The sequence below is a fragment of the Paenibacillus baimaensis genome, assembly GCF_025567575.1.
In genome coordinates this window covers 1-6,453 of the sequence record NZ_JAOQIO010000063.1, presented here as the reverse complement: position 1 = coordinate 6,453, position 6,453 = coordinate 1, and the positions used below count along the sequence as shown (strand labels likewise).

Below are 6,453 nucleotides of genomic sequence, written 5' to 3'. Positions count from 1 at the left end.
GTAAGTTGCTCCATCCCATGTCTACATTATTAATTACGTTATCATGAATTGGAGCTTTGCACCACAACCAGAAAGTATAAAAAAATGCATTCTTCCATTTTCAGGGTTGCGAATTGCCCCCGTATGGCATAAAATCGAATGGCAAGTAAGTGTCTTCCTCCACAGCTTCGCGATCCACCTTATATTATGTTATAACGAGGTTCCTATGAAAAAACCATGGTTCTATCGTCAATTGTTGTATTATCTCCCGGTCTTTTTTATCGTATTTATTTTGCTTTCGTTATTGATGGCCTATATGCTGAACCACCAGTCCAAAGCTTCGGCACGCAGTGCCAACGAAGTATTTGCCAAGCATGTGCTGCAGGCGATTGATTATAATTTGCAAAATATCGAAAAAATGCTCGTCAACGAAATGTACAATAACCATAAGCTGATCCAGTTTATTTATGACGTTCCTTCGTTGAACGACCATTTTGTCGAATACGAAGTGACCAATGAAATCAAGCGGATGCACAACAGCAGCTCTCTGATCGATTCGATCTACATCTTCCGTCCGGAGGAGCGCAAGGTTTTCTCAGACAATTTCATTCGTCCGGTTGAGCAGTTCGGGGACGGGGCATTTGCGATGGAGGCGGCCAGGCCGGAATATCAAGCGATGCGTGAGCATCCGTGGACGTCCAAGCGTATCTACAAGGAAATAACCGGGTCGGACGCTGCCGTACCCGTCATTACCCTCTTGCGGAAAATCCCGCTGCGCACCGGGGTAGAAACGGTCTTTGTCGTTAATGTCAAAACGAAAAAGCTGCAAGAGCTGATCATGGAAATGTCGAATGCGAACGTCAGCTATGCCGAAATCAGCGGTACGGACGAGCAAATGCTGCTGGACACACCCGAGGTGAAGAGCGGCGTTGAGCTGATCCGGCTTACGTCGGACTACAGCGGATTTACGATTCATACGGGTCTCATTAACGGCAACTGGTACGAAGCGGGCAATGCAGTCTACAATACAGCCCTTATATTCGCCATTCTGTTCTTCATCGCCGGTGCGTACTGGATTGTTTTCATCACCCGGCGAAACTATCGGCCGATCGAATCGATGTTGAGCAAACTGAATTCGTATTCCAAGAAGAAAAACCAGCTGAATTGGAGCGAATTCGGTAAGGATGCGCTCAAATTCATTGAGCATGCGATCGACATGCTGATCGAGCAAGCCAATGAGCTCCGGCAAGGCTCCGAGGAAGGGCTGCTTTATAAGAGACGGCTATTTTTTACAGATCTAGTCGAAGGCAACCGGATGTACTCTCGCGAGCAGTGGCAGCTGGAGATGGAGCGTCTTCAACTGCCGCGCCACGACGGACGCATCGGACTGGTCGTGCTGGAAATCGACAAGTACTCGGATTTTTGCCAAACTTATTCGACGCGGGATCAATATTTGCTTAGATTTGTGCTCAGTAGCGTGATCCATGAACTGGGGGAAACGCATGGTCTGACCCCGTGGGCGGAATGGACGTCGGGACACCGGCTCGGGGTGCTGTTGCAGTACCGTGAGGAACTCGAATCCGACGATCCCGTCTCCGGCCTGTGCAGCCAGGTGATCGGCTGGGTGCGGGAACATCTCGATTTTACGGTTACCATCGGTATCGGCTTCACGATGGAGGAGCCGTCGGATATCTTACAGAGCTATCAGTCCGCATTGGAAGCGCTGAGCTATAAGACGATGCTGGGCACCGGCCGGGTGATCGAACGCAGCCATACTCCGCTGCAGCAGGGAGTGGCTTATAAAAGTCTGAATTCCGTCCACTCTCTCGCACATGCGTTCAGGGTGGGTGACGAGAAATGGAAGGGGCATGCGGACGAATTTTTCGAAGAAATCGACAACGGCTTGTATAAGCGCGAAGAAATCCTGCATTTGCTCAATTATTTGCTCTACAATCTATACAAGGAAATGATGGAACTGCAGCCCGAGCTGCAGGAGCTGTGGAAAGAGGAAGCGATTCCGGCGCTGAACGAGTTGCTCGAAAGCTTCGAAACAATTGGGGAGCTGGAGCAGCGGGTGTTCGGCGTTTTGGACGATACGTGGCGCAAGTTGTCTCGGGTTCGTGAACATAGCAACCATCACGATTTTATTCAAGGCGTGCGCAAGTATATCGAGGTAAATTATAATAACCCAGAGTTGTCCTTGTCGCATCTGGAGGATGCCTTCAAGGTCAACGGCAAATATATTAGCCAGCTGTTCCGCGACGAGATGGGCGAAAAATTCATTGATTATTTATCGAATGTCCGTTTGAACCGGGCGAAGGATCTGTTGAAGCAGTCGGCGCTGCCGGTCCAGGATGTGGCTTTGCATGTCGGATATACCAACGCAATGACCTTCATCCGTGCTTTTAAAAAAACGACCGGAACGACTCCTGGCGAATATCGCAAAGTATAAGTTTTCCGAGACTACCCGTTCCATGGCGCTGCGCCGTCAGAGGAGCGGGTTTTTCCGTATGGAGCGGACCACTGCGGAATTCTATCAATTGCCGGATTTTTGTATATTCCCGTTTTTCAGCCGAATTCGGAAATTTGCGGATCGAATGAAACAAGGCGATTGCCAGCTCGGCCGTTCAGTCCTATAGTTAAGGCCATCCAGAGTGCGCACAATTCATGGATCGAAAGGAGCTCATATGAACACTGCAGGAGATACCGAACTTCATTCGCAATCGCCAGAGATTTATCGCTTGAATGCAAGACGAAGGTTTAAGCAGAACCTTCCGCTCCTACTTATGTTCCTGCCCGTTGTGGCGTATTACGCTATCTTCAAATATGCTCCGATGTTCGGAACCGTGATGGCTTTCAAAAGCTATAACTTTGCGGATGGAATTTGGCATAGCCCTTGGGTTGGATTCAAAAACTTTCAAATCTTGTTCAGCAATCCCCAGACATTGAACATTATCCGCAATACGCTGATGCTGAGCTTGCTCAGCATCGTTGCCGGGTTTCCGGTTCCGATCGTGCTGGCGATTTTATTAAACGAGGCGCGCAAACAGTGGTTTAAAAAGGCGGTTCAAACGCTAGTCTATTTGCCGCATTTTTTCTCCTGGGTCATTGTAGGAGGGCTGGTGGTGGCGCTATTCGCCGAGCAGTCCGGAGCGGTTAATTTTATGATCCAGAAGCTGGGCGGGTCTACGTTCAGTTTTCTTTATGACGAATTTTCGTGGATAACCATTTTCGTAGGCTCGAGCATCTGGAAGGAGGCGGGCTTTAGCACCATTATTTTTTTGGCGGCGATGAGTTCGATCGATCCATCATTGTACGAGGCGGCCAGCATGGACGGTGCGAGCAAGTTCAGACAAATTTGGAACATTACGCTGCCGGGTATCAGCTCAACGATCGTCGTCGTATTTATTCTTTCACTCGGCCGGATTCTGGAAGTTGGCTTCGATCAAATCTATGTGCTTCAAAATGCAAGCGTTCTAAACATAGCGGAGGTCATCAGCACGTACATTTATCGGGTAGGCGTGCAGGGCGGGCAGTTCAGCCTGACCTCGGCGATGGGGCTGTTCGAATCGTTTGTCGGCTTCATTCTGGTATTCACGGCAAACAGGGTAGCTCGGAGGTTTAATCAAAATTTATGGTAAGGAGGGGCCAAAGTGAAAGCTTCAAGGGGCGAAAGACTATTCTACTTCTGCAACTATGCCATTCTTTCGTTTGCGGGTCTAAGCTGTCTTGTGCCGCTGATTCATCTCTTTTCGTTGTCGTTCAGCGATCCGCATGCGGTCATGTCAGGAGATGTGACGCTATGGCCAATCGGGTTTACATGGGAAACGTATGGCGTGCTGTTTAACGGGACGCGGGTGCTGGGGGCATTTTGGAACAGCGTTGTCATTACAGTAGTGGGCGTCGTCTTAAGCATGCTGTTTACCGTAATGGCGGCATATCCGCTCTCCCGCAGTCATTTCTACGCACGTCGTCCCTGGACGCTGGTGATTGTATTCACGATGCTGTTCAGCGGAGGACTTATCCCGACGTTTCTTGTCGTTAAATCGCTGGGACTGTTGAATACATATGCAGCGCTTTGGCTGCCGGGATTGATCAGCACGTTCAATATGCTCATTATGAAAACCTTTTTTGAAAATATTCCGGAAGAACTGATCGAAGCGGCGAAAATGGACGGCTGTAGCGAGCTGAGACTGCTGGTTCAAGTCGTTATCCCGTTGTCTTTGCCCGTTATGGCCACATTGACTCTCTTTTATGGCGTCGGCTATTGGAACTCGTTTTTCAGCCTCATGATTTATATTCAGGATACAACCAAGCTGAATCTGGCGGTGCTTGTGCAGCAAATGATTCAAAGCCAGACCATTTTACAGGAAATCAACAATGTGCAGTCGGACGACATCAAGGATGTTACGCCGGAAACGATAAAAGCCGCGGGTGTAATCGTCATGTTGCTCCCTATGTTGGCCGTATATCCTTTTTTGCAAAAATTTTTCGTCAAGGGTGTTATGATCGGCGCGATCAAGGGATAGCACGATCGGAGCTTCAAGACTTGTGAATATATTAAAAGGAGAGATTAACAAATGAAACGTACATCTATTCATAGAACGGCGAATACCGGTCTTGCCGTAATGCTTGCGGCAGGAGCCCTTCTCGCAGGCTGTGCCGGCGGCGGAGACGCGGCAAAGAGCGGCGATAATTCCAAAGGGGAAGGCAAACGTGGAAGCATTTCCTCCTCCCTGTATGATAGGGGGAATGTGCCCGTCGAGGAAGGTACGGTGGACAATAACCGCTGGACAAAATGGCTGAATGAGCAAGGTCCGGTCGATGTGAAGTTTGTGCCGATTCCGAGAGCGGAGTCCAAGCAGAAATTCAACGTCCTGTTCGCATCGGCCGGCGCACCCGACCTGGTGTTCGATTACGACTCTGGCCTGATGAATGACTTATATGTGCAGAAGCAGCTGTTGCCACTGGACGATTTGATTCAAAACAACAGCACCGAGTACAAGAAGCTGGCCGATCAATATCCGATATTAAAGGAAATGGGCCGGAAGCCGGACGGAAAAATTTATCAGTTCGGCCGTCTGCTCGGGATGAAGACCAACGACCTGCTGTTTATCCGCAAAGACTGGCTGAAGAAACTGAATCTGGAAGTCCCTAAAACGACAGAGGAGCTGTACGCGGTGGCTAAAGCTTTCCGCGAGCAGGACCCCGACGGCAATGGCGTTAAGGATACCTATGCGATTAACCTCAGCTATACGGCAGAAAACGTAGTCAACGCAATGTTTCAAAATACAGGGGTATTTTCCAAGGACGGAAAGTTGGAGAAGACGTGGGAACAGGCCAGGGAGGCCACGGCGTTCAAAAAACGACTGTTCTCTGAAGGATTGGTGGATAAAGACTTCTTAACGGACAAGAACGGCGAAAAAGCCAAGCAGGACTGGATTAACGGCAAGCTGGGCATGTATGCGCAGAGCAGCGGCGCGGATCAGGTTGCGACCTTCGCCACATACCAATCGTTGAAGAAAAATGTGCCGGACGCTGAGGTGATTCCGATCGAGCTTCCAAAAGGGCCGTACGGTCAGTTCAATCCGAACCCCAAATTTCCTGTTCAGCTGACGGCTGCCATTAATGCGAATACGAAGGACCCGAAGGCCGCGATGAAGTATGTCGATTTCCTCGTATCCAAGCCGACGATGAATACGCTTAAGAACGGGCTGGAGGGCCAGCATTACAAGACGGATAAAGACGGCTGCGCCCAGCCGATCGATAAAGAAAAAAACAAGAAAGAAATGGTGATGACCAACGATATTGCCATGTTGAGCTCGATGGCACTGATGGGCAAATGCGAAAAATACGAAATTAAGCTGAGTCCCGAAATTCCGCAGGAGAAAGAGTTCCTTACTATGATAGAAACGGCGGATAAAATATATTTGAACCCGAATCTTCCGTTCGCGACCGAATACGATTCGACGATTCTTCCTTCGCTTTCGGCCGATCTAGTCGTCATTAACAAAAATACGGATACGATCAACGATCTATGGAAAAAAGCGATTGTAAGCGGCGATAAATATACGCCGGAGCAGGCGATGGTAGAAGCGAAATCACTTTGGGAGAAGTCGGGCGGCAAGCAAATTGATGATTTTTACAATAAATGGTATCAGGAAAATAAAGACAAGCCGATGCGTAATAACGACTTCATAAAATTGAAATTCGATTAACCAACCTCGGCTGCATTGAATCTTTTCGCGTGCATCGCTCTGCAGTATATTATACTTCCTTCCTTTGACAATTCACGAAAATCATAAAGCTTATGCGGCGATCACCTACTGGTATTCCACCGGGGAGAGGTCGCCGATTTTTTCTGAAACCGATCCTCGTTGTAAAAAACAATGGTTGTGGTGCAAGAATTATAAAAGACAGAAATTAGCCCATAAATTGTAATTACCTATGCCACAATACCAAATATTATATGGA

The 6,453-nt window shown here is 48.6% G+C and carries 4 protein-coding genes; all 4 read left to right on the top strand.

Going from position 1 to position 6,453, the window contains the following annotated elements:
* Positions 1-205: 205 nt before the first annotated feature.
* A complete protein-coding gene (locus OB236_RS16020; protein ID WP_262684895.1) occupies positions 206-2,431 on the top strand; it encodes a helix-turn-helix domain-containing protein in 2,226 nt (741 codons plus the stop codon).
* Between the two features lie 235 nt (positions 2,432-2,666).
* Complete coding sequence (locus tag OB236_RS16015; RefSeq protein ID WP_262684894.1) at positions 2,667-3,620, top strand: ABC transporter permease; 954 nt, start codon at positions 2,667-2,669, stop codon at positions 3,618-3,620.
* A gap of 12 nt (positions 3,621-3,632) precedes the next feature.
* Positions 3,633-4,508 (top strand): carbohydrate ABC transporter permease, encoded by an 876-nt coding sequence (locus OB236_RS16010; RefSeq protein WP_262684893.1) that lies wholly within the window; start codon positions 3,633-3,635, stop codon positions 4,506-4,508.
* 51 nt (positions 4,509-4,559) lie between these two features.
* Complete coding sequence (locus OB236_RS16005; protein ID WP_262684892.1) at positions 4,560-6,197, top strand: extracellular solute-binding protein; 1,638 nt, start codon at positions 4,560-4,562, stop codon at positions 6,195-6,197.
* The last annotated feature ends 256 nt before the right edge of the window (positions 6,198-6,453 follow it).